Here is a 23,018-nt window from a genome sequence, read left to right as displayed (position 1 = left end):
GGTGCAATTCCTACGCTTCTTCAGAACATCTTTACCTCAAACTCTCTACCTTTGGCTCTATAAAATCTAGCTAACCGATGAAAAAACAACGTATAGGATGGATAGGCTTAGGCAATATGGGAACACCCATGGCCTTAAATCTGCTTAAAGCAGGATTCGATGTTACCGTTTACAATCGTACTGAAGGTAAAGAACAACCCTTGCAGGCGATGGGGGCAAAGCATGCTGCAACGATTCACGAGCTGGTGAACGGCTCTGATGTTATCATAACCATGGTTTCCGACGATATTGCTGTTAAGTCGATTTTTGAAGGAGATGGGGGTATTTTAAGTTGCTGCAATTTAAACGGGAAGCTTGCCATTGATATGAGCACCGTTTCTCCCGATACCACCAAATATCTAGCGGGTAAAGCCTCCGAGGTGGGCTTGGCGTATCTCGATGCTCCAGTTTCGGGTAGCGTAAAGCCTGCCCAAGATGGGCAGCTGGTGATTCTGGTAGGTGGCGAGAAACCTCAGTACGAGCTAGCAAAACCCATTTTCGATTGCTTGGGCAAAATGGCTATACACCTCGGCTCCAATGGTGCAGGGAATAGCGCTAAGCTGGCCATCAACCTAATGTTGGCCTTCTACTTCGAGGGGATGGCCGAGATGGTGATCTTTGCCAACCAAAAGGGCATTTCTACGGCCGATATGATGACCATTCTTAACGAGGGTGCCATGGGATGTGGCATCAGCAAGATAAAGACCGCTAACTTGGTTAACAACGATTTCACTGCCGCTTTTGCGCTCAAGCATCTAGCCAAAGATCTTAGGTTGGCAAAAGAGCAGGGGTTATCTACCAATGCTGGCTTGCAAATTGAGAATAACTACAAGAGCGCAAGCACTTCTGGTTTTGGAGATTTAGACTCTGCTGCCATTATAGAGTTTCTTGCAAAAAGGGAGAACTAAGATTTTGTATGGGAAAATAAAAAAGCGGGGCTTTGGAGCTCCGCTTTTCTTTTAGTTGGTTTTGCGTCTAATCGAGGTAAACTCGATTTTCGCGGGTTACCAGCCCTTTTACCTCTTTTATCGATGCGACAAAGTTTTCAAATCCTCCGATTAGTACATGGCTACAGATTCCTTCTTTGTTGAGCAGTCTCGAAACGTACATACTTTTTAGCCCCGAATTGCAGTATATTATAGAATCTTGGTTGTTGGCGATATACTTCTCGAGCTTCATCACATCCGTTTTCTTACATACGCTAACATTACAGGCATTTTTTATATGGCCTGCGTCGTATTCCTGTGTCGATCTGATATCTATTAGCAGCAGCTTCTTGGATTCTTCCAAAAGCATTGTTAGTAGATAAGGGTAAACATTTGTAGTGGTCATGGCTGTTGGTTATATTGGCATAGGGTTAAACGGACTTATTCCTGAAAAAGTTTATTTTAGATCCTTATTTTAATTCTAGTATTCAGTAGTTTAAAGCAGCATATTCATGTAGCCGTAGCAAAGGCTAACAAAGCTAGTAAATATTTAAGTAATGTATTCGATGAAAATTCGCAAAAATGAATGACTGGTTGATTTTTGCCAATAACTGGTCGGATTTTGCCAATAACTGGTTACCGAATGGAGTTCTATCACCTCTTTTTATCCCTTAAAACAGCAATTTATTGGGCCGAAACGGCTGCAATAAGCGATAAAAACAGCATTAATTCTCGCATCCATTTAATTAAAATTAATTTATTTTACGCTTGAAAGAATAACGTTAGGAATAATCTGCTATTTTTATGGTTGTGTTATTAACCTAATATTTATATATATGAGCACTCGAAAGTATAAGGGTACGCCCATACAGATGCTTCTTGCATTAAGAATTATTCTAGAAAATGCCATCGGTATAGCAGAACGGATTAAAGAAGTACGGCCCAAATGGGACGAGGCTTTCCTGAAATCCTACCTAAGTAAGGTAAACTCCATCCTCTACAACGAATTCGGCATCAACTTTACCATCTCGCTTAAGGATCGCGCCGAGATCGCCGATCGGGTAGAGGCCGCCGCCCGAATTCTTCTTCAGCAAATCCAAATCCAAATCGAGCTCGACTTCAAGAACGACTACGTTACCAGGAAGTCGCTCATCGAAACGTTGGGCTTCTACAAGACCAAGAGCCTCGGGCTTGCCTCGCAGAGCCAGCTCCTGTCCATTCTGCAAGTCTTCAGCAAGAGTATGACCCCCGAGATCGAGCAGCAGCTCGTCGATGCCGGCATGAACCCCAAGCTCATCGCCGATATCCTTCAGCTGGCCGCCGAATGCGAAATGCTCAACGTCGAGATCGACTCGTTTGCCCGCGCTACCGTTCAGCTCTCCTACGACGATATCAATCGGCTTATTAACCTCTACGACGAGGTGATGGACATCGTCACCATCACCACGGTGCTGCTGCCCGAGGTGGCCCAAACCGGGACGCTCTCCTACCAGCGGGCCCTCGAAGAGGTGGGCTACGTGGAGCCAGCCCCCCGTACCCGATCGACAACCACCACCCGCCGCAAGCGCCGGAGAAGGTACTAATCTACAAACTACATAACCATTTTTATTATGAGCAATCGTAAGTACAGGGGGACGGCAATTCAGATGTTGCTTGCCCTACGGATAATCCTAGAAAATGCCATCTCGGTGGCCGATAAGCTTAAGCAGATTCGTCCAAAGTGGGACGACGCATACTTCCAAGGGATGATTGCTACCATCAACGCCATCCTAAAGAACGACTTTGGCTACGATGCCGCTACTGCCATCAAGGAAAAGACGGAGGTGGTTCTTGCTAAAGAAGCCTCGGCCAAAACGCTACTTCAGCAGATTAAGATGCAGGTAGAGCTCGACTTCCGTAAGGACAAAGCCAAGTGCCAGCGCTACCTCGTATCTCTTGGGCTAACCCTCGTTAAGCATATTAGCGTTGCTGGCCAGGATCAGATAATTGAGATGCTTACCACGTTCCGCAAAAACCTCACCCCAGAAATGGAGAAGGAGTTTGTGGATTCCGGCATGAACCCTCAATCCATCGCCGACCTAAAGCTGCTGGCCGACGATTTCTACAACCTGAATTCGGAGCAGGAGGTGCTAAAATCCAACCAAAAGGTGGTTTCGGCTGCCCTTAACGATAAGCTTAACGATCTCTACGACGAAGGGATCATCATTGCCAAGCTGGCCGCATCGATGCTTACCGACAAGCTCGATGCCGAAAAGTTTTCCTTCATCCGCGCGCTTAAGCAGGTGGGCTACAAGGAGCCTCCTAAAAAGGAGAAGCCAACCAGCTAGCTTCAGAAAGATGTAAAAGTTCTTAGTTGTAAGTAAAGGTTTTAAAAGTGTGAAAAAGGCAGCAAGTCGCGACGACAGAGCTGCTTTTTTTATGGTCCTTATCGGCGAATCATCCGCTAAACCCCAACCCCTTTCAGATAATTTAGCAGCATCGGAGGATACTCTAGGGCGGTCGCCCTTACCTTTGCGCCCGAAACCGCCAAAGCCATGGTACAATTCTTCAAAAACTGGACGCTCCCCATTGCGATGCTCGCCGGGATACTGGGCTACTTCGCATTCGTGAGCATCCCCATACTGGCACCCGCAAAGCCATTCGTTAACGAGCTCATCGGCTTTCTTCAGCCGCTGCTCATCTTTGCCATGCTCTTCCTCTCGTTCTGCAAGGTTAACCCGCACGAGCTGCGCCTGCGCCCGCTGCACCTCTGGCTGCTGCTGGTCCAAGTCGGCACGTTTTGCCTTCTCGGCCTGCTGCTCTACCTCTTTCCCCATTCGCCCTACCGCGTGATTGTCGAGGCGGCCATGATCTGCATGATTACGCCTACGGCCACCGCCGCCGCCGTGGTTACCGGCAAGCTGGGCGGCGACACTCAAGCGCTGGTCAGCTACACCATCCTCATCAACATCGCCTCGGCCATCTGCATACCGCTGGTGCTCTCGCTGGTGGGCACCAGCGCGTCGCTGGACTTCTGGCCATCCTTCCTGCTCATCCTGCACAAGGTGTTCCCGCTGCTCATCTTCCCCTTCCTGGCGGCCTGGGCCGTGCGGGTGTACCTCCCCAAGTGGCACCGTAGGCTGGTGGAGTGCGCCGGGGTGGCCTTCTACCTGTGGGCCGTGGCGCTGGTTATCGCCATTGCCGTTACCGTGCGCAGCATCGTGCACAGCCACGTGAGCCTTGGCTACGAGCTCGGCATCGCCGGCGTTTCGCTCCTCTGCTGCATCGTTCAGTTTGCCGTTGGCAAAACAATTGGCGCCCGCTACCACGACCGCATCGGCGGCGGACAGAGCCTCGGCCAAAAGAACACCGTCTTCTCCATCTGGCTTGGCGCCACCTTCCTGAGCCCCGTTACGGCCATCGCCGGCGGTTTCTACAGCGTTTGGCACAACCTCTTCAACTCCTACCAGCTATACAGGAAGCGCCAGGGGCAGTAGCGCAAACCCCACGGCTGCGCTTTATTTTTTTGCTACTTTTGGTTGCGGTTCGGCGAAGGCAGGCGCTTAGGCTAGTGAGAGGATAAAACAATACACTAATGCCAAAATAAATAGATGAACTAATTGGTAATTTAAAATTCAACGGCTATGGGTTTTCTTGGTGATTCCGTTCAGCGGGGGACACGATCTGTGATTGTGACCTCATTATTTATTAGCATCTTCGCTATTCATCAAATGATGAAAATGCCACCTCTGGAAAAGCTGGAGCATTACAGTGGTAAAGTTGTGGGTATAAAAAAGGGTTGGGTTTACACCAAGGATTCAAGCGACTTTAATGAAGGGGTTTTGATATTTTTGAATAGTTCCAATAAACCTTTTGGAAGTTGGTATACAAAAGATATCAATTCGATTTTGGCTCATGTAAAGAAAGGTGATACAGCAGAAGTTTGGCTTTATGAGGAAGATGGCATATTAGCTCAAGTAGTTGTTAATAACCTAATATTAAAGCCATACACAAGATACAGTCCTGTGGATATTGGCTTTGCAATAGGAGGTTTTGTTCTATTCATCTTTAGCTTATGGATGGCAATAAAATTTCCTGAAGGTGTTTCTGAGAGAATTGCAGAAGAAAAGGCTAATGAGGCGAAAAATAAAAGGTAACTTGGTTAAGCAGCAGCCAGCCGCAAGTAGGGAGGCGCGCACATCGAGCCCCTACAGCTGCCCAAATAAGCGTTGTGCGTAGAGACGCATTGCATGCGTCTCCCTACCGTGTAAAAGGAGTATCCCCCCGCCTCCAGCAGCCGAAAGCCGCACATCAGCGGTGTATCACGATTCTTCAGTAGTGTATCACGATTTCCCAGCGGTGTACGGCATACATCAGCGGTGTATAACAATTTCCCAGCGGTGTATGGCATACATCAGCGGTGTATAGCGATTTCCCAGCGGTGTATAGCAATTCTTCAGCAGTGTATGGCAATTTATCAGCGGTCGTTGCCCAATCTCCCAAACGCAGCAAAGGCCCAACCGAGTCCGATTGAGCCTTTGCGGTGCTATGCGTGTGGCTATTTCTCCTTTCCCTTGCCCTTTCGCTTCTGCCCGCTAAAGCGTACGCGCTCGCTCTTGCTGCGGAACGCCTCCTTGCCCTTAAAGCTGTTCGCCTTAGGGCCTCCGGCGCTGCGGGCATCGGCAGGCTTGCCGCCGCCCTTGTACCAGAAGAAGGCGTCGCGCTGGCGCAGCTTCTCCTCGCGCGAGGTGGCCGTGTACACCGCCTGCATGGTGTAGGGGTCAATCCCAGCGTAGTAGATGGTCGACGATAGCGTCATGGGCGTAGGCGTAAAGTCCTGTACCTGCTCCAGCCTAAAGTCGAGGCGCTTGGTTCGCTCCACCAGGTCCTTCATGTCGCTGTCGTGGCAGGCGGGGTGGCTCGATATGAAGTAGGGGATTAGCTGCTCTTTAAGCCCATGTTTTTGGTTGATGGCATCGAAGTCCACCTTTAGCTGCTCGAAGAGCTTAAACGAGGGCTTTCGCATCATTTTTAGCACCTCGTCCGAGGTGTGCTCGGGGGCAACCTTCAATCGGCCCGACACGTGGTGCAGCATTACCTCCTCCAGGTACGACAGGTTGGCCGCGCTCGTCTTGTAGAGCCCGCCCATAAACAGGTCGTAGCGGATGCCGCTACCGATAAATATCTTTTTGATGCCCTTGATGGCTCTTGCCTTGCGGTACAGTTCCAGCAGTCGGGCGTGGTTGTTGTCCAGGTTCTGGCATACGTTCGGGAAGATGCACGAGGCCCTGCGGCACTTCTGGCACATCTCCTTCACGCGGCCCTCCATCTTGTACATGTTGGCCGATGGCCCGCCCAGGTCCGATATGTAGCCCTTAAATTCGGGGTGATGGGTGATCTCCTCGATCTCCTTAAGGATCGATTCCTCGCTGCGCGACGAGATGAACTTGCCCTGATGCGCCGAAATGGTGCAGAACGAGCAACCGCCAAAGCAGCCGCGGTGGGCGTTTACCGAAAACTTGATCATATCGTACGCCGGGATGGCCCCTTTACCGTTGTAACGCGGGTGGGGCAAGCGGGTGTACGGCAGGTCGAAGCTGTGGTCGATTTCCTCCTCCGTTAGGTAGGGGTATGGCGGGTTTACCACCACAACTCTATCCTCGAAAGCCTCAGCCAGATAGGCCGCCGCGTACTTGTTCGATTCCTCCTCTATATGCTTGAAGTTAAGCGCGAACTTAACCTTGTCTTCAACGCACTCTTCAAATGAATTTAAACGGATAAGTGGGTTTAAATGGCTTAGGTCGATGTCGTTTTCAGCTGTAAACGCCGTTTGGGGGATGTCTGTAAGCGTGTCAACGGTGTAACCATCGTTAAGCCTTCGGGCAATTTCCACAATGGGCTTTTCGCCCATGCCGTACACCAGCAGGTCGGCCTTCGATTCGGCCAGTATCGATGGTTTGAGCTTATCCTGCCAGTAGTCGTAGTGCGTAAGGCGGCGCAACGACGCCTCTATGCCGCCGATTACCACCGGAACGTCGGGGTATAGCTGCTTGCAGATGTTGCTGTATACGTAGGTGGCGTAGTCGGGACGCTGTCCGGCCTTTCCTCCGGCGGTGTAGGCGTCGTCGCTGCGCAGGCGTCGGTTGGCGGTGTAGTGGTTCACCATGCTGTCCATGCATCCGCCGCTGATAGCGAAGAACAGCCGTGGTCGCCCAAATTTCTTGAAGTCGCGGAGGTCGTCCTGCCAGTTGGGCTGGGGCACAATGGCCACGCGGAAGCCCTCGTCCTCTAGGATACGCCCAATTACCGCAGCGCCAAACGAGGGGTGATCGATGTAGGCATCGGCGCTAAAGAGCACCACGTCCACCTCGTCCCATCCGCGCTTCTCCATCTCCTTTTTCGAGGTGGGCAGCCAGTCGGTAATCTTCAGTCCCTCGCTATTTCGTATGTGCGACATTACGTAAAGTCATTCTAGTTAAGCTGCAAATATACGCTCTTTTTACATATGGCTAGAATCGTGATGTAGAGCCGCGATTAATCGCGGCTCGTATGGTAAACGAAAAAAGCCCAGCAGGAATACCTGCTGAGCTTTTAAAATCTAATATCTAGAATCTAAAATCGATTTCTACTTATCCAGCTTAACCTTTACGGCCATCGGTCCCTTTAAACCTTTTTCAACTTCGAAGGTAACCCTGTTGTTCTCCTTCACCTCATCAATAAGCCCATTAACGTGAACAAAGATGCTCTCCTGTGTCTTAAGATCCTTGATAAAGCCAAAGCCCTTAGACTCGTTGAAGAACGTTACAATTCCAGTTCGGGTCGTCGAAACGGGCTCGACTTCCGAATCCTTAGGAACGGATATTTGAATGTCGTCAAGGTCAATTTCAGCCTTGGTTGTAGGATCGGGAGGCGTAGAGGTAATCATGCCGTTTTCGTCAACGTAGGCAATCATGTCGTCGAGGCTGCTCCTGCCGCTTTCCTTACGCTCGAGCTTTTTCTGCTCCTTTTCCTTACGTTTTTGATCTTTCTTCTTTTGGACTTCTTTCTTGTTCCAAGAACCCGCTGGTCTTGCCATTTTACAGATGTTTTTTGGTTTTCAATACTACTTCCGCTATGAATTTAAAGTTAATATTCTTGTTCATAGACATTTTTCCAAAGATACTCAAAATAATGGGTTAATTGTGATGATTTTTTATTGGTGCGCTTTTTTCTTGGTATTATGTTGCTTAACGGATGATTTTACTTCGGGAAAGCGGCTGTTATTGCTCGCAAAATGACAAGCGCCACCTAAAAAGATGGCGCTTATTTGCGATGTGCATTAGATTATCTTTCGGAGAGCTCGCTATATTGCAGCATTCTTACCTTATATCGGTATAGGCTGCTGTCAGTGCTATTCTTTGATTAGCTCCTCTATGATTGCTGTCACCTCCTTCACCAGCTCGGTGTAGTGGCTGCCGGTTCCTGGACCCGAGAATCCGGTATGAACGGTTCTGATTTCACCCTTCTTATCGATGAAAACGGTGGTTGGGAATGCAACTACACCCTCGAATGGATAGAGCACCTCTTCCTTGTTCTTCTTGCTGCGTGGTCCAGCGTAGTAGAAGTTGTACTTGGCTCCGGTTTGGCTCACGAATCGTTGGATGCGGTACTTCGAGCTCTCGAGGTCGTTCTCCTCAAACATTAGCGATACAATCTCCAGCCCTTTGTTGTGGTACTTTTCGTAGAGCGACTGGTAGAGCTTAGTTTCGTCCAAACAGTTGGGGCACCACGATCCTGATGCTTGCACCACGAGAACCTTACCTTTTAGGCTTGGGTCATCGGAGGTGAAGGTTTTACCGTTTAGGTCCTTTACAGAGAATTTGAAGTTCTTAATACCGCTCTTTACCTTGATAAGATCTTTACTCTCGGCAATTTTTGCATTCTCGTCCTTTATTGCAATCCATGTTGGCTTATAAGCTGGGCTGGTCATCATTCTTCCGTTGATAATGCGACCATCGGTAGTTACTTCTGCAGTAAATATTGAGGCTCTACCACCGTCAAATCCTGACATGTAGAACTTGTTTCCTGCAATTTTACCTTCCAAAAAGCGCATATCTCCAGTTGGGTCCAGTATCGATCCGGTAAACTTTGCTCCCTGCTGCTTAAATTCGGCAACAAGAGAGTCGGCATTAGACGTGTTTGGATTAACGATGTACTTCCATCTTCCGGTTACGTTTACTTTTGGGGTTTCCTTAAACCAGGGGAAGCGATCGGTAACGTTCTTAAGTGCATAGAACTTGTACGATACACCTTTGCCTTTTCCCTTGGGGTAGTAGCGCCCCACAAGGCTGTCTCCTTTGACCTTAAAGGTAACCTCGCTCACAAACACGGGCATCTTAAAGAAGATGGAGTCTCCCTGTCGCTCAATCTCTTTTACAACAATCTTGTCTGCTGCCGATCGAATGTTAATAGTAGAAGGCTTACCCTTAATGCTCGATATACTCATGTTAAAGGGAACGTCCATTCCTTTCTCAGTAGGATCGAGCACGATTGCACCGAGCCAATTCCCGTTTAGTGCGGGATTAATCTGTGCTTTTAGGCTTATCCCAGAAAGGCAAATCCCAATTATGAGAAAATGTTTGAATTTCATAGCTAAGCTGGTTTATTAGTTATATTGGTGATTAGCTTATCATATTAACGCATCAACAACGAGCTGTCGCCGTAGCTCAGGAAGCGGTAGTTGTTTGCAAGTGCATGGTTGTATATATCTTTCCATCTTTCGCCAACCAGTGCAGATACCAGCAGCAGTAGCGTACTTTGTGGCTGGTGGAAGTTGGTAACCAATCCTTTGATCATTCGAACCTTGTAGCCGCTTACAATTATAATTTGTGTAGCAGCATGTAGCTCGTTCTTTTCCGTTCTTTCCAGATAGGAGATAAGCGCATTCATCGATTCTTCTGCCGAGTGCACCTCAGTATGCTGGTAGGGTTCCCATTGCTCAATGGGCTTTTCGAAGTTAGGGTTGCCGCTTCTGATTGCACGAACGCCATACCAGTAAAGGCTTTCGAGCGTTCGCATGCTGGTAGTACCTACCGAAATCACGTTTCCAAGATGCTTCCTAAGCTTCTTTAGCGATTCTAGCGTTACGGAAAAATGCTCGGTATGCATCTCGTGGTCGGCAACATCCTCCGTTTTAACGGGCTTAAAGGTGCCTGCGCCAACGTGTAGCGTAACCTCAGCAGTGTCAACACCGTTGCTTTTTAGCGTTTCGATGATGCTAGGGGTAAAGTGTAGCCCTGCGGTTGGTGCTGCAACCGATCCTTTATGCTTTGAGTACACTGTTTGGTAGCGATTTAGATCGATGTCTTCAGTATCTCTGTTGAGATATGGTGGAATTGGAATTGTTCCGCTTGCCTCAAGTATCTCGCTGAAGGTAAAATCGCCATCCCAGCTGAACATAATCAATACGTTATCGTTTGGCTTTTCTAGCTTTTGTGCTGTAAGGGTAACTGCTGTTCCCTTCAAATCGAGCTTTTTTTCAAGCGTGCTCTCTTTCCATTTCTTCAGATTCCCTACAATACACTTCCATGTAATGCTTCCTTTTGCTTGAAAAACAGACTCATAGTCCGAAGAGTCGGCTGGCTCTAGGCAAAATATCTCCACTCGGGCACCTGTAGAACGGAAGAACTCCATTCGCGCCTGTATCACTTTCGTATTGTTGAACACGAGCAAATCGCTATCTTGAAGCAGCGTTGGTAACTCTTTAAACTGTTTATCATCAATGTTATTTCCATTGAAGAAAAGCAGCTTAGAAAGGTCGCGCTCTTCAAGCGGGTACTTGGCTATTCGCTCATCCGGAAGGTCGTAGTTAAAGTCGCCTATTGCGATATGCTGGGCATGGGGAGTCATCATTATAAATATTTATGTAGCGGAAACCCCGCAAAAATACTACTTTTGTTCTCCATTTAGGTTTCATTTATCATTTAAAAAAGATGAACTGCAAGATAGGCGATAAGGTGCGCTTTTTGAACTCGGTAGGCGGTGGTATTGTCGTTCGCTTTATGAACAAGAATATCGTTGCAGTACAGGATGAGGATGGGTTCGAAATCCCTGTTTCGATTAACGAGATTGTGGTAATTAACGATAAGAACGACAACATTTTCACCTCAGAAAGCTACGCTCATAGGCCTTCGTCTGTGGTAAACGAACCGAAAAAGGATGAGGAAGAGGATGAAGATGAGTTTCCTGATTTCTACGTTCCTGAGCGTAGGCAAGAGGAGGCTATCGATCCAACAACCAACAACTACAACGTTCTTTTGGGCTTTGTTCCGTTTAATAAGCAGAACGCATCGACTGCCGATTTGGATATCTATATCATTAACGATGGTGACTACCGAATTGCTTATTCTATAGGTAAGTGGACGGATAAGGAGCTGCTAAAGCCAATCGGTTCCGGCTTAATGGAACCTGATAGCAAGGAGCGCATTTGCACCTTGAATCGCGAAGACTTTTCGAAGCTTCAGGTGTTTAACGTTAGCCTTATCTACTTTAAGAATAGGGATTTTATTCCGGTGATACCCGATCAGGTAAACTTAGAGCTTAATCCTCTCAAATTTGTAAAGGCTAATAGCTTTAAGGCAAACGATTACTTCGACGAGGAGGCGGTAGTTTTCACAGTATCAACAAGCGCAAAGTCTTCTGAACCAGTGCTAACAATCTCTCCAAAGGATATTGAAAGCGCTCTGAAGGAGAAAAAAGATGTTCGTCCGGTTTTGAATTTGAAATCAACCCCAGAACAAGAGGAGATAGACCTACATATAGAGGCGCTTACCGAAAATTCGGCAGGATTATCTAATGGTGAGATACTTGAGATGCAAATGGCTCGCTTTACTACCGTTCTTGAAGGTGCTATTATATCAAAAACCAAGCGAGTAGTATTCATACACGGCGTTGGTAATGGTAAGCTAAAGCACGAAATCCGCAAAACGTTGGAACGTAAGTATCCTAAGCTAAGGTTTCAGGATGCCTCGTTTAAGGATTACGGCTACGGAGCTACCATGGTAATTTTGAAATAGGATATTTTTACGATATAAAAGGATTGGCAATCTGCCGCTAGCAGCAAGACTGCTGGAGGAAAGTCTGGGCAGCATAGAGCATCACGCTTCCTAACGGGAAGATACTCGCAAGGGTATAGTAGTGTAACAGAGAATAACCGCCCTGCTTGCAGGGTAAGGGTGAAAAGGTGGGGTAAGAGCCCACCGGTAGCCATGGCAACATGGTTAGCCGTACGCCTGGTGAGCTGCAAGACCATGTATACCGACGCTTAGGGTTGCTCGCTCAAGTCGGGGGGTAGGTCGCTAGAGCTGACAGGTGACTGTCAGTCGAGATAAATGGCAGAGCCTCGCAAGAGGAACAGAACCCGGCTTATCGCCAATCCTTTTTTGTTTTACAGCAGCAAGCGCTCGACTATTATGTTAAGCGCTTGCTTTGTTTTATATATCAGCTAGATAAGCCGAATAGTTAGTATTGATAGGAGGGGTTGACAAAATTTTCCTCTCCATAGTCATTATTTATAGTAAGATTGTCCGATTGTTTTCTTTTTACTACAATCATTCAACTTAATTTAATTCTACAATTGTAATAATTACGTGAAATTACACATGTAACCAAAAACAAAGAGTTTACCTTTTTGTAAGTTACATGTGTATACTTCGCTTGTGATTAATTTCTCCGGGCATTTACATTTGCAAACCCTCTAAAATTAAGTAGTAATTCAAATGTAAACACTCCGTATTTTGCAATTTATATATCTGTTTAGTAGAACTATACATGCATTAATTAACTAATAGAGTTAAGCATTTTGGCAGTCTTCCTTCAATAAAGCTACAAATCGTGTATATTGTACAGTATATATCAATTAATACCAGTATATTACACTATTTTATTAAACTTATACTTTACTATTGACTATGGCTATATATAATTAGGTACTGTTCTCCCTAATCCAAAGAGCTTATTATAACCGTATTTAATGGCTCTATAAGGTCTTTAGTGATTGTTCGCCATAAACAACCACATTCATTCATCTTCAAGCCTAATAATGCGTTTAACTTTCTATTTTTAGACCTAAATACTACTGATGTAACAGGCTTTAGAGGTTTCTAGTGACCTTGTTTTCACATACAGCATTTCCTAGATGTAACGAGCCTAGAATTGTTCAATAAACACCGATTGTCATCAAACGATGTTCTATAAATGTAAACAACAAGAAAACATATGTAAACACACGATAATTACACATGTAAAATATATTTTATTACATTTGTAACATCTAACGTTTACAGGTATGAACGATCGTTTAGACAAGCTTTTACTGGCAGAACAGCTTACTCCTGCAAAATTTGCCGATATTATCGGGGTTCAGCGCTCGAGCATTTCACATATAGTTTCCGGTCGAAACAAGCCCAGCTTCGACTTTATAGCAAAGGTGCTGCAACGATTTCCTAGGGTTAACCCTGACTGGTTGATACTTGGCAAGGGCGAAATGTACAAGCAAATGGTACAGGCTTCTCTATTTGATGTGCCTGTAGTAAAGCAACTTGTCCCCGAACAGGAATCGAATCAAGAGATCGTAAAACAAGAAAGTGTGGCAGATATTTCTGCTGCCGAAGAAGTTGTATCAAAAGAGTCTCCTACTCAAAACACCGAGGTAGAATCCTCGTATCCTATTGATATAAAGGCGTTCGACAAGGAAGTGGAACGTATTGTAGTATTTTATAAGGATAGAACCTTTAGAAGCTACACTCCATCAAAAGAGTAATTGCTATCTTTGCATAAAATTACAACCATGTATCGCAGTATATTTCGACCTATTCTATTCCGATTCTCTCCGGAAACCGCCCATAACATCATCTTTTCTAACATTAAAATATGGCGTCATATTCCTGGATTTCAAGCCATTCTAAGCAGCCTGTTTAAGGTTAGAAATCCAAAATTGGAGCGGACTTTATGGGGTATTAAGTTTCCTACTCCTGTAGGATTAGCTGCCGGTTTAGATAAAAATGCCACAGGGTACGATGTATTCGACGCCATGGGCTTTGGATTTATTGAAGTAGGAACTGCAACCCCTAAGGCTCAGCCCGGCAATCCTAAACCCCGATTATTCCGCTTGGTAAAGGATAATGCCATTATCAATAGAATGGGATTCAACAATATAGGTGCTGATGCTATTGCAAAGAACTTACAGAAATCCTACCGTAAAGGTCTGGTAATTGGCGGTAATATTGGAAAGAATACTGCAACAACAAACGAAAATGCAGCTGAAGACTACGAAAAGAGCTTTGCGGCACTATACGACCATGTCGATTACTTTGTGGTAAACGTTAGCTGCCCAAACATAGCCAACCTTACTAAGCTGCAAAATTCCGATTCGCTCGGTGATATCGTAAACCGCTTAGTCGATTATAGAAAAAAGCAGAAGGTGTACCGACCAATTCTCCTAAAGATTTCTCCCGATTTAAGCTTCGAACAGATCGACGATTCGCTTAACATAATCAACCAGTTTTCTTTGGATGGAATTGTTGCCGTTAACACAACGACTGGGCGTGATGGATTGTCGGAAAGGCAGGATAAGCTGGATGTAATTGGCAACGGCGGGCTAAGCGGTAAGCCGCTGACATCAAGATCAATTGAGGTTGTTCGCTACATTAGCATGAAAACAAACGGCCAGATGCCGATAATTGGAGTTGGCGGTATCATGACAGTAGACGATGCTCTGAACATGCTTCGTGCGGGTGCGTACCTAATTCAGGTTTACACGGGCTTTATTTATAGCGGCCCGCAGCTGGTGAAGGATATCCACAAGGCGATTATTAAAGAATTTTAAATACGCGCAACGAGTGAGAAAAGGTCGGAAAATATTACCGGCCTTTTTCATTTAATGGCGGTAATATCGGCAAACTCTGCTAATTTTGCCATCCAAATTTAAAGGTTACAATGAGCTTAGAACAAGAGATTAAGCGTCGAAGAACATTCGCAATTATTAGCCACCCGGATGCCGGTAAAACCACCCTTACAGAAAAGCTGCTGCTTTTTGGCGGTGCAATTCACGTTGCTGGTGCCGTTAAATCGAACAAGATTAAGAAGGGAGCCACATCCGACTTCATGGAGATCGAGCGTCAGCGCGGTATCTCTGTGGCAACTTCGGTTATGGGCTTCGAGTACAACGATATTAAGGTTAACATCCTAGATACTCCTGGTCACGAAGACTTTCAAGAGGATACCTTTAGAACGCTTACCGCAGTAGACAGCGTAATTATTGTAATCGACTGCGCAAAGGGGGTCGAGGCGCAAACCCGTAAGCTGATGAACGTTTGCCGTATGCGCAATACGCCGGTTATCGTGTTCATCAACAAGCTCGACCGTATTGGTAAAGACCCTTTCGAGCTGCTCGACGAAATTGAGGAGGAGCTAAAGATCAAAACGCGCCCGCTAAGCTGGCCTATCAGCATGGGACCATCCTTTAAGGGCGTGTACAACATGTACGAGCGCAATCTTAACCTCTTCTTTTCGGAGGATAAGACCGTTGTAACCGACGACGTTGTTAAGATCGACGACATATCATCCCCAGAGCTGGACACGTACGTTGGCGACTACGCCGAAAAGCTGCGCGAAGACGTAGAGCTGGTAGAGGGCATTTACCCCGAATTCGACATCGACACGTACCGTCGAGGCGAGCTGGCGCCCGTATTCTTTGGCTCGGCGCTCAACAACTTTGGCGTTAAGGAGCTGCTCAACTGCTTCTGCGACATCGCACCTTACCCTCAGAAAACGGTTACCGATGCCCGCGAGATCGACCCTTTTGAGGAGAAGCTTACCGGCTTCATCTTTAAGATCCACGCCAACATGGATCCTAACCACCGTAACAGAATTGCCTTCTTGAAGATATGTTCGGGAACATTTGAGCGTAACAAGCCATACTTCCACGTAGGCAGCGGAAAATCGTTACGATTCTCCAGCCCTAATGCCTTTATGGCATCTAAGAAGGAGGTGGTAGATTTTGCCTACCCTGGAGATATTGTTGGCTTGCACGATACGGGTAACTTTAAAATTGGCGATACCTTTACCGAAGGCGAGAAAATCAACTTTAAAGGAATCCCCAGCTTCTCGCCAGAGCTCTTCCAGTACATCGAAAATGCCGATCCGCTTAAGTTTAAGCAGCTGGCAAAGGGTGTAGACCAGCTCATGGACGAGGGGGTTGCCCAGCTCTTCACCCTAAAAATGAATGGCCGTAAGATTATCGGCTGCGTGGGCGCGCTACAGTTCGACGTAATCCAGTACCGTCTGGAGCACGAGTACACCGCCAAGTGCCGCTACGAGCCCATATCGCTGTACAAGGCGTGCTGGATTGAGAGCGACAACAAGGAGCAGCTCGACGACTTCATGCGCCGCAAGTACACGCACGTGGCGCTCGACAAGCACGGCAGAAACGTGTTCCTGGCCGACTCGCCCTACTCGCTGCAGCTCGCGCAGGAGAAGTTTACCGACATCAAGTTCCACTTCACCTCGGAGTTTTAATTCCGATCGAGAAAAAGGAATCATCATAGAAAAAACAGAAAACGGATGGCTATCTTAGCGTATCCGTTTTTTTTATTTTACAACCATGAAGAAGTCACTAGCAAGCGATAACTATTCCGGAATCCACCCAATTATCCTGGAGGCGATAGCCAGCGCCAACCACGGGCATGTATCCTCGTATGGCCACGACGAGTACACGCATAAGGCCGAGCTGCTGTTTAAGCAACACTTTGGCGACCACGTGGAAGTTTTCTTTGTCTTCCTAGGAACCGCCGCCAACGTGCTAAGCATCTCGTCGGCTCTTCGTTCCTACGAGGCGGTGCTCTGTACCGATCTCGCCCACATCAACACCGACGAGTGCGGCGCTCCCGAGCATTTCGGCGGATTTAAGCTGCTAACCGTCCCTACGTCCGATGGTAAGCTCGATGTTGATAAGGCAAAGAGGTACCTGCAAAACGTAGGCTTCGAGCACAACGTGCAGCCTAGGCTGGTAAGCATCTCGCAGACAACCGAATTGGGTACCGTTTATTCCGTTAAGGAGATTAAGGCGATTGCCGATTTTGCCCACAGCAACGGTATGTTCCTTCATGTTGATGGTGCACGACTTTCGAATGCTGCCGCTGCTCTACAGCTGCCATTCCGTGATTTTACAACCGACCTAGGGGTTGATGTCATCTCGTTTGGCGGAACCAAGAACGGGATGATGCTTGGCGAGGCAGTTATCTTCAACAATACCGATTTGGCCAACGATTTTAAGTACCTGCGCAAGCAGTCGATGCAGCTCGCCTCCAAGATGCGGTTCATCAGCGCGCAGTTCATCGCCTACCTTACCAACAACCACTGCATCGGCACAGCCGCCCACGCCAACCAGATGGCCGCCTACCTGAAGCAGCGGCTTACCGCATTCCGTCAGGTTACCATCACCCAACCCGTTGATGCCAACGCCGTCTTCGCCGTATTTCCCAAGGATATAAGGGAGACCCTTTTAGAGGAGTCGTTCTTCTACCTGTGGGATGAGGAGAAAAACGAGGCGCGCTGGATGACCTCTTGGGATACAACTACCGAAGATATCGACCGGTTTGTTGATGTTCTGGCCACGGCGCTAAAATAGGCTATTGATGCTGCGAGCGGCAGGCGCTATTTTGTGTGCTGCCGTATCCAGCCTGAGCTCTAGGGCTTCCAGACTCAGCTCTAGAGCAACCAGACTGAGTGCTAATGCGTCCAGTCCGAGCTCTAGAGCAACCAGACTGAGTACTATTGCTTCCAGTCTCAGCTCTAGGGCTTCCAGTCTGAGTACTATTGCTTCCAGTCTGAGTTCTAGATCAACCAGAATGAGTGCTAGAGCAACCAGTCCGAGTTCTAGAGCTACCAGTCTGAGCTCTAACGCTTCCAGACTGAGTACTATTGCTTCCAGTCCGAACTCTATTGCTTCCAACCTGAGTTCTAACGCTTCCAGTCCGAACTCTAGAGCAACCAGCCTCAGCTCTACTGCTACTAGTCCGAGCTTTAGGGCAACCCGCCTGAGATTTTTCACTTCAAATCCTAGTCATATTTCTTCGAAGCTGATATCTTTTTGACTGGTACCATCACTAGACGCTGTTCTGGTGCCGCCAGTTCGGTAAAAGGTAAGGAACACCCGTCCTGTTCTGCTGCTTGATCACCCTGAATGGTGGGCGAAAGGAGGCATTTTGTTAAAAAAACGGTTTTTGCTTAAATAAAATTCGGTTTGTAAGTTTCGTTTTATATTTTGCGACGGCTTATTGAGAGGGATTGTCATGAAGAGGGGAAGACTGGTTTTATACTGTATTGCTGTTGGGGTATTTTTTCTAGCTGGTTCAGAAAGTACAATTGCAAAGGCTACAACACCTGTAAAAGGGTCTTCGGCAGCAGGCGAATCCGCTACTGCAGAAGCGGCAGCGTTGGCTGAGGTTGCTGCTGTAGATAAAAATATCAAGACTTTTATAACCAAATCGAAGATTAAAGGTGCTTCGTTGGCTGTGGTTAAGGATGGAGCAATAGTTTATGCAAAAGGATATGGCTATGCAAATGTTTCGAGCAAGGAGCCGGTAGAGCCCTACCACCTTTTTCGAATTGCCTCTGTATCCAAGCTCATTACCGCAACCGGCATCATGCAGCTGGTTAAGGCTGGGGTTCTCTCCCTCGACCAGAAGGTCTTTGGCCCCGAAGGCATCCTTAACGATCCGGTGTACTCTTCCTATAGAGATCCTCGTTACGAAAAGATCACCGTAAAGATGCTGCTCAACCATAGCGGCGGATGGAGCGGTCGAAGACCCGATCCAATGTTTTGTAAGGAACTAGTGTCTAGAACAATTTCAAAACCACTGCCGCTATCCTTTCCCGATATTGTAAGCTACGTATTTCGGAATAACCTCGATTTTGAGCCGGGATTAAGGAGTTCCTACTCTAATTTTGGATACGTTCTGCTCGGTGAAGTAATCAGGAAGGTTTCCAAAATGGACTATGAAACCTACATAAAAAGAAAGGTATTTATGCCCCTAGGCATCAGCACGGCCTTTTTATCGAATAACTATCCCGAAGATAAGCATCCCAACGAGGTGTCGTACTACGATCTAAGAGGAAATGGCATCGTTCCAGCATGGGATGGTTCGGGTCAAATGGTGCCCCGTAATGCTGGTGGAAACGACCTTAGAATGCTTGGTCCTGCAGGCGGTTGGGTTGCCTCATCTGTCGATATTGCCAAGCTGCTTATAGGTGTTGCCGGCTACGAAAAGCATAACATCATCCCCAAAGATCTGATTAGCGAGATGACTACGCGCCAAACCTACGTGCAGCCCTTGGGATGGATTGGTTCCGATAATAACGGACGATACTGGAGAAGCGGTTCGCTCTCTGGAACATCCGCAATGGTTGTAAAGGAAAAGAATGGCCTCTCGTGGGTCTTCCTTTCGAATACAAGCACTAGGGCGGGCAACAAGCTTCCGCACATTATTGATGCTGTGGTGCATCGTTCCATCAGCAAGGTTCAAACCTGGCCAAATGTAAAGTTGTGGTCGTTTACCAATCAGCTCGATTCGCTTCAGAACCTTTAGCCTAGCATTAAAGGGGAGTAACAATAGGGCTTTTCTGCTATCTTTGCAAATAAAAATGGTTGAAGTAAACTGTATAGGACAAAAGTGTCCGCTTCCCCTGATAAGCACAAAAAAGGCTTTGGTTGAGCATCCTAACGAAGTTCTTGTAATTACGATTGACAACGAAATATCTTGCTCTAACCTTGAATCCTACCTTACCGATAATGGTGTTGAATTTTCGGTGGTTAAGAATGGTACGCTGAGCACGATAACAACAGGAAGCAAATCAACCATTACGCCACTCAAAGAGCCCGAGCCATACTGTTCAACCTCAAGCGACCAAGGTTATATTGTAGTTCTTGATGGAACGGAAATGGGGCAGGGGAGTAGCGAGCTGGGAACTATTCTTTTAAAAGGATTTCTTACCGCACTTTCCGAGAACGATTCATTGCCGGTTGAGCTTATCTGCTACAACGGAGGTGTTAAGTTGGCTTCAAGTGATTCAGCATTCTGCGAATACCTTAAGAAGCTGAACGGTAAAGGCGTTAAGGTTACCCTTTGCGGCACCTGTGTCGATTTTTATGGCATAAAAGAAACGCTTGCAGTAGGCGAAATATCGAACATGTACTACATTCTTAACAGGCTAAGCTCTTCATTAAAAATAGTAAAGCCATAGCAATGAATGGATACTTCGACAATTCATCTACGAGTTTCCCAAAGCCGAAAGAAGTTGGCGAATGGATTACCAGGTACCTTAGCACAGGAGGAACTTATGGGAGGTCGGGGCATCATAAAAGCTTTGAAGTTGCTCAAGTAGTAGAGAATACCCGCGATTTACTCTCATCTATGATGGGAATCGGCAAACCTGAAAATCTGGTGTTTTGCAGTTCAGCAACCGAAGGGGCAAATACAATTTTAAAAGGGTTCCAATTTAAGCATAAGCGTGTTTTGGTTGATTCTATGAGCCATAATGCGGTTACGCGCCCGCTGCACTACTTAAAGGAGGCTATTGGTCTTGAATATGACATTATACCCCATTTTAACGATGGCTTAATAGATGTTGATGGACTGAAATCCATGGTTGATTTTTCTGTTGATATGGTTATTGTTAACCATGTCAGCAATGTAAATGGAATCATTCAGGATATCAACAAAGTAAAGAAAGCCATTGGGGATATTCCTCTTCTTTTGGACGCCTCTCAATCGGCAGGTAAAGTTTGCATTAAAGCTGATAACTGGGGTGTAGATTACCTCTTTTTTACGGCTCATAAAGGACTTTTAGGACCAACAGGAGTAGGAGCGTTTTTTGCATGTGATCCTTCAACTCTTAGCCCTTACAAGCATGGAGGAACAGGTAGCAACTCTGAGTCTGAATTTATGCCGTCCTGCAATCCGGATAAATTTGAAGCTGGAACCCCAAACTCTTTGGGCATTTTCGGGCTTTACGGAGCATTAAGCGCTAATGTTATTCCTGCACATTCAAAGGATGATTTTAGGCTTCTTCTAAATAGAATTAAGCTGCTAAGTAATTACGAGGTTTATTGTGCTCAAGATTTTGAAAATCAGTCTGAACTTTTTTCATTAGAGCATAAGGTTAAGAGCAACGACGATTTTGCATATATCTTAGATAGTACTTACAATATTCAGGTTCGAAGTGGTTTACATTGTGCCCCATTTGCACATAAAGCATTGGGCACTTTTCCAGCTGGATCTGTAAGATTTTCGGTATCTCCATTTCACACCCCAGAGGATTTTGAAAACCTCTGTAGCATATTGGAGGAAATCTGCTAGCATGCCAATACTTCTTTTTAAAAACGTTAGAGCTGTTATAGAAGCAGAAAAGTTGCTGGTTGCTGCAGGGGTAAGCGTTGTAATTCGACCTGTCCCTACAAACATTTCGAGTGAGTGTGGAATGTGTATTCAAATGAGTATTGAAGACTCAAATAAGGGATGTGATTTACTACGTGAAAAAGAAATTTTATTTCAGCTAATTGAACAGTAGATAAAATGATAGATCTTCTAACAACTTTTGAGTATGGAGGATGTTCGGCAAAACTATCGGCTAAAGAGTTGGATAAGTTGCTTGCTAGTTTCCCCATGTTTAAGGATCCTAATATAATAGTAGACAATTCGCTGCATGATGATGCTGGTGTCTATAAAGTGTCGGACGACCTAGCTCTAATATTTACAACGGACTTTTTTCCTCCAATTTGTTCCGATCCGTTTACCTTTGGAAGGATAGCTGCCGCAAATTCTCTAAGCGATGTTTATGCTATGGGAGGAACTCCCTTTATGGCGCTTAACATAAACATGTACCCATCTTCGCTACCAGTCGAAGGATTGTCTGAAATTATTCGGGGAGGGAACGAAATCGCTCTAGAAGCAAGCGTAGCAATCCTTGGAGGTCATACCATTGATGATGCTGTTCCTAAGTATGGCATGGCCGTAGTTGGCCGTGTAAATCCGAAAAAAATAATTACGAATTCTGGGCTAAAGGCTGGGCAAAAGCTGATCCTCACAAAGCCACTCGGAACGGGTGCCATTCAGGCTGCGCAAAGAGTAGGTTTGGCATCTAAAGAGCAAGTGGATGAGATATTGGTATCGATGTCTACCTTAAATGCACGTTCGATGGATGTTTTGATGCAATTCAATCCCACTGGAGGAACCGATATTACAGGATTTGGATTAGGGGGGCATACGTTTAGGATGGCAAAGGCAAGTAATGTAAGTATCGAAATCTACCAAAATCGGCTACCCTATTTTAGCGGAGTAAAGCAGATTTACGAAATGGGCTGCATTCCTGGAGCATCCTTTAGAAATAGGGAATTCTTGGGTGATAATATCGAATTTGCAGACAACCTCTCGTATGAGGAAAAGATGCTTATTTTCGATGCGCAAACATCAGGTGGATTGCTCTTTGGTGTGGATGGTGATTTTGCAGAACAGGCCATTGAAAAGTTTAAAAGCAGCAGCTTAGAAGGCTGGATTGTGGGGGAAGTTAGGCCCAAAGAAGAGAAGATTGTTTATGTTAAATAAAAAGAGCGAGAAATTCTCGCTCTTTTTATTTAATCATCATTTTCATCGTATGAATCATCGGCAGAATCAGGGAATTCATCGGAGTCTGAATCTGAATCTTCACTTCCGAAAATGTCCTTATCTTCATCTTCACCCTTTATGCGATTATCTATCTTAACGTCAACCTTTATAAGGTAGCTTGTTTCTGGCGTATCCAGTGTTATCGCATAAAAAAAGTCACCCGTTGGCTTTTCAACCTTAATTACATAATCTCCCCAGCCATTGGGGTACTTCTTCTTAACTTCCTCAAGAATTTCTGGCGATAAATTCTTGTAGCTAGTTACCACTCTTTTTTTATTAGCAGTCTTTCTTTCCATACAATGATCTGTTGTCCTTGAATTCAACTGCAATAATACATCAAAAAATAATATTGAATCAATACCAAAACAGAAAA

General features: G+C 46.1%; 22 protein-coding genes and 1 other RNA gene. 16 read left to right on the top strand and 7 right to left on the bottom strand.

Annotated elements, in window-relative coordinates; genetic code table 11:
- The first annotated feature begins 77 nt into the window (after positions 1-77).
- Complete coding sequence (locus tag CLV25_RS12230) at positions 78-947, top strand: NAD(P)-dependent oxidoreductase (RefSeq protein ID WP_131839944.1); 870 nt, start codon at positions 78-80, stop codon at positions 945-947.
- A 67-nt stretch (positions 948-1,014) separates the two neighbouring features.
- Here the strand turns inward: CLV25_RS12230 and CLV25_RS12225 are convergent, their stop codons facing one another.
- On the bottom strand, positions 1,015-1,371 hold the full coding sequence (locus CLV25_RS12225; protein WP_131839943.1) for a rhodanese-like domain-containing protein: 357 nt from the start codon (positions 1,369-1,371) through the stop codon (positions 1,015-1,017).
- A 430-nt stretch (positions 1,372-1,801) separates the two neighbouring features.
- Between CLV25_RS12225 and CLV25_RS12220 the strand changes: the two genes are divergently transcribed.
- From CLV25_RS12220 to CLV25_RS12205, 4 genes are all read left to right on the top strand, one after another.
- Positions 1,802-2,548, top strand: a complete 747-nt coding sequence (locus CLV25_RS12220; protein WP_131839942.1) for a hypothetical protein — start codon at positions 1,802-1,804, stop codon at positions 2,546-2,548.
- A 27-nt stretch (positions 2,549-2,575) separates the two neighbouring features.
- Positions 2,576-3,292 carry a hypothetical protein gene (locus tag CLV25_RS12215; protein ID WP_131839941.1) on the top strand — a complete coding sequence of 239 codons (717 nt, stop codon included), beginning with the start codon at positions 2,576-2,578 and terminating at the stop codon, positions 3,290-3,292.
- 207 nt (positions 3,293-3,499) lie between these two features.
- A complete protein-coding gene (locus tag CLV25_RS12210; protein ID WP_131839940.1) occupies positions 3,500-4,441 on the top strand; it encodes a transporter in 942 nt (313 codons plus the stop codon).
- 147 nt (positions 4,442-4,588) lie between these two features.
- Positions 4,589-5,101 carry a hypothetical protein gene (locus CLV25_RS12205; protein ID WP_131839939.1) on the top strand — a complete coding sequence of 171 codons (513 nt, stop codon included), beginning with the start codon at positions 4,589-4,591 and terminating at the stop codon, positions 5,099-5,101.
- A gap of 401 nt (positions 5,102-5,502) precedes the next feature.
- On the opposite strand, the gene CLV25_RS12200 is transcribed toward CLV25_RS12205, so the two are convergent.
- The 4 genes from CLV25_RS12200 to CLV25_RS12185 all read right to left on the bottom strand — a co-directional run bounded on the left by CLV25_RS12200 (position 5,503) and on the right by CLV25_RS12185 (position 10,835).
- Positions 5,503-7,401, bottom strand: a complete 1,899-nt coding sequence (locus CLV25_RS12200; protein ID WP_131839938.1) for a YgiQ family radical SAM protein — start codon at positions 7,399-7,401, stop codon at positions 5,503-5,505.
- 168 nt (positions 7,402-7,569) lie between these two features.
- Entirely contained in the window at positions 7,570-8,019 is a 450-nt protein-coding gene (locus tag CLV25_RS12195; protein WP_131839937.1) for a cold-shock protein, read from the bottom strand.
- Between the two features lie 315 nt (positions 8,020-8,334).
- Positions 8,335-9,573 (bottom strand): TlpA disulfide reductase family protein, encoded by a 1,239-nt coding sequence (locus CLV25_RS12190; protein ID WP_131839936.1) that lies wholly within the window; start codon positions 9,571-9,573, stop codon positions 8,335-8,337.
- Positions 9,574-9,617: 44 nt separating this feature from the next.
- A complete protein-coding gene (locus CLV25_RS12185) occupies positions 9,618-10,835 on the bottom strand; it encodes an S-adenosylmethionine:tRNA ribosyltransferase-isomerase (protein WP_317129325.1) in 1,218 nt (405 codons plus the stop codon).
- An 80-nt stretch (positions 10,836-10,915) separates the two neighbouring features.
- Here CLV25_RS12185 and CLV25_RS12180 point away from each other — a divergent pair, with 80 nt between their 5' ends.
- The 6 genes from CLV25_RS12180 to CLV25_RS12155 all read left to right on the top strand — a co-directional run bounded on the left by CLV25_RS12180 (position 10,916) and on the right by CLV25_RS12155 (position 17,610).
- On the top strand, positions 10,916-11,998 hold the full coding sequence (locus tag CLV25_RS12180; RefSeq protein ID WP_131839935.1) for a Smr/MutS family protein: 1,083 nt from the start codon (positions 10,916-10,918) through the stop codon (positions 11,996-11,998).
- Between the two features lie 18 nt (positions 11,999-12,016).
- Positions 12,017-12,366, top strand: an RNA gene (rnpB, locus tag CLV25_RS12175) — RNase P RNA component class A.
- A gap of 903 nt (positions 12,367-13,269) precedes the next feature.
- Positions 13,270-13,743 carry a helix-turn-helix domain-containing protein gene (locus CLV25_RS12170; RefSeq protein ID WP_131839934.1) on the top strand — a complete coding sequence of 158 codons (474 nt, stop codon included), beginning with the start codon at positions 13,270-13,272 and terminating at the stop codon, positions 13,741-13,743.
- A gap of 27 nt (positions 13,744-13,770) precedes the next feature.
- The gene (locus CLV25_RS12165) at positions 13,771-14,808 is read left to right on the top strand and encodes a quinone-dependent dihydroorotate dehydrogenase (protein WP_131839933.1); all 1,038 of its coding nucleotides are present in this window, start codon (positions 13,771-13,773) and stop codon (positions 14,806-14,808) included.
- 110 nt (positions 14,809-14,918) lie between these two features.
- On the top strand, positions 14,919-16,499 hold the full coding sequence (locus CLV25_RS12160; RefSeq protein WP_131839932.1) for a peptide chain release factor 3: 1,581 nt from the start codon (positions 14,919-14,921) through the stop codon (positions 16,497-16,499).
- A gap of 85 nt (positions 16,500-16,584) precedes the next feature.
- Complete coding sequence (locus tag CLV25_RS12155) at positions 16,585-17,610, top strand: threonine aldolase family protein (RefSeq protein ID WP_131839931.1); 1,026 nt, start codon at positions 16,585-16,587, stop codon at positions 17,608-17,610.
- Here the strand turns inward: CLV25_RS12155 and CLV25_RS12150 are convergent.
- Positions 17,602-18,033, bottom strand: coding sequence for a hypothetical protein (locus tag CLV25_RS12150; protein ID WP_131839930.1), 432 nt, complete (start codon positions 18,031-18,033; stop codon positions 17,602-17,604). The two genes, CLV25_RS12155 and CLV25_RS12150, sit on opposite strands and share 9 nt — an antisense overlap.
- Before the next feature lie 241 nt (positions 18,034-18,274).
- On the opposite strand from CLV25_RS12150, the gene CLV25_RS12145 reads away from it, so the two are divergent.
- Genes CLV25_RS12145 through selD form a run of 5 tightly spaced genes read left to right on the top strand, consistent with a single transcriptional unit; the run spans position 18,275 to position 22,585 of the window.
- Entirely contained in the window at positions 18,275-19,570 is a 1,296-nt protein-coding gene (locus CLV25_RS12145) for a serine hydrolase domain-containing protein (protein ID WP_131839929.1), read from the top strand.
- A 55-nt stretch (positions 19,571-19,625) separates the two neighbouring features.
- Positions 19,626-20,225, top strand: coding sequence for a sulfurtransferase-like selenium metabolism protein YedF (gene yedF, locus CLV25_RS12140; RefSeq protein WP_131839928.1), 600 nt, complete (start codon positions 19,626-19,628; stop codon positions 20,223-20,225).
- Between the two features lie 2 nt (positions 20,226-20,227).
- Positions 20,228-21,340 (top strand): aminotransferase class V-fold PLP-dependent enzyme, encoded by a 1,113-nt coding sequence (locus CLV25_RS12135; RefSeq protein ID WP_131839927.1) that lies wholly within the window; start codon positions 20,228-20,230, stop codon positions 21,338-21,340.
- A 1-nt stretch (position 21,341) separates the two neighbouring features.
- Positions 21,342-21,551, top strand: a complete 210-nt coding sequence (locus CLV25_RS12130) for a DUF3343 domain-containing protein (RefSeq protein WP_131839926.1) — start codon at positions 21,342-21,344, stop codon at positions 21,549-21,551.
- 5 nt (positions 21,552-21,556) lie between these two features.
- Positions 21,557-22,585 carry a selenide, water dikinase SelD gene (selD, locus tag CLV25_RS12125; protein WP_131839925.1) on the top strand — a complete coding sequence of 343 codons (1,029 nt, stop codon included), beginning with the start codon at positions 21,557-21,559 and terminating at the stop codon, positions 22,583-22,585.
- Positions 22,586-22,614: 29 nt separating this feature from the next.
- Here the strand turns inward: selD and CLV25_RS12120 are convergent, their stop codons facing one another.
- Positions 22,615-22,941 (bottom strand): hypothetical protein, encoded by a 327-nt coding sequence (locus CLV25_RS12120; RefSeq protein WP_131839924.1) that lies wholly within the window; start codon positions 22,939-22,941, stop codon positions 22,615-22,617.
- Positions 22,942-23,018 lie beyond the last annotated feature (77 nt).

The organism is Acetobacteroides hydrogenigenes (assembly GCF_004340205.1).
GTDB lineage: Bacteria > Bacteroidota > Bacteroidia > Bacteroidales > ZOR0009 > Acetobacteroides > Acetobacteroides hydrogenigenes.
The sequence above is the reverse complement of the archived record's forward strand: the minus strand, read 5'-3'. Positions and strand labels throughout refer to the sequence as shown.